The sequence below is a fragment of the Kitasatospora sp. NPDC001539 genome (assembly GCF_040298565.1).
Taxonomy (GTDB): Bacteria; Actinomycetota; Actinomycetes; order Streptomycetales; family Streptomycetaceae; genus Kitasatospora.
In genome coordinates this window covers 1-1,371 of the sequence record NZ_JBEPAK010000485.1, presented here as the reverse complement: position 1 = coordinate 1,371, position 1,371 = coordinate 1, and the positions used below count along the sequence as shown (strand labels likewise).

1 protein-coding gene is annotated in these 1,371 nt (G+C 67.4%); it reads right to left on the bottom strand.

Going from position 1 to position 1,371, the window contains the following annotated elements:
- Positions 1-176: 176 nt before the first annotated feature.
- On the bottom strand, positions 177-1,316 hold the full coding sequence (locus ABT247_RS33470; RefSeq protein WP_502892551.1) for an IS701 family transposase: 1,140 nt from the start codon (positions 1,314-1,316) through the stop codon (positions 177-179).
- Between the last annotated feature and the right edge of the window lie 55 nt (positions 1,317-1,371).

The following is a 1,371-nucleotide window of genomic DNA, read 5'->3' as shown; positions in this document are numbered from 1 at the left end:
CTAGTACTGCAACCGCAGTTATGGGGTGTGACCTCGGCGTTTGTAGTGGCTGCGGCGTGCCCGGGTTTGGCTACGTCGTCGCCAGTATGACCAGCGCAGATGGTGTGCGGCGGTGAGGTAGTGAGGGTGGAGGAGCAGGCCGATGAGTCGACGGATCTCCGCGACGGACAGGGGTATCAGGCCGTCGTGGCCGGATCCGGAGCCCCCTTTGACAGCTCGTGTGCGCGGACGGCGGTCAGGCAGGCGAGTGTGGCCATGGACAGGGTGATGTGCCGGTACCAGGCCTCGTAGCGGCGGACCTGGTAGTGGTCCAGGCCGCACTCGTTCTTCGCAACCTGGAAGCACTCCTCCACCTGCCACCTCGCCCCGGCGACCTTGGCCAGGTCCGTCAGCCGGGTGTCGGCCTGGCCGTAGCAGACGTAGTAGGCGATCTCTGTGGGGTCACTGACGCTGCGTCGGGCGAGCACCCAGTGGCCGAAGCCGTTCTCCCAGCAGATCCGGATCGGCACCCGGGCCCAGTCGTAGATCCGCTGGCCGTGAGCGCCGGCTCCGCAGGACATTCGCTTCCATGCCTGCCGGGGCATAGAGGCGATGAGCTGGTCCACCCGGGCGTCCCCACCGCCGGTGGTGATCACTGTGTCGTTGACCTTGGTGGCCAGTACGTGGGCCACACCGCGTTCCTCCAGCCAGAACCGTAGGGTCTTTACCTGGCCGTATGCCTCGTCGGCGGTCACCCAGGCGAACGGGACGTTCGCGTCCAGGGCGCGTTGGAGCATGGCCCGGAAGTGCTCGATCTTCGTGGCGAACGGAAGGTCGTCTTCGATTCCGGCGGCCCGGCAGCGCGCACGGTCGTCGGTCCAGGACGTCGGCAGGTACAGCTCGCGGTCGATCAACGCCCGCCCCTTGGGCGAGGCGTAGGCCAGAAACGTCCCGATCTGGCAGTTTTCGGTGCGGCCGGCGGTGCCGGTGTACTGGCGCTGGACGCCGGCCGAGCGGGTGCCCTTCTTGAGGAAGCCGGTGTCGTCGCCGATCAGCACCGCGTTCTTGTCGCCGATGCTCTCGATGACGAAGTCCCGCACGTCGTCACGGACGGCGTCGGCGTCCCAGTCGGCCGAGTTCAGCAGGCGCTGCATCCCGTCCGGGCAGCCCTCGCCGGCCCGTTCCGCCAGCGACCACCCGTTCTTGCGCTCCAGCGGGGCGATCAGTCCTGCCATGTACTCCAGCGCCCGCCCACGCGGCTCCGATCTGGTGAAGCGCGACGCGAAGCGGGCGTGCAGTCCCGCCAGCGCCGCCTTCCACTCCTCGACTTGCCCCACCCCAAGATCAATCACTCGCCAAGTCAACCATGATCAAGTGCGGTTGCAGTACTAG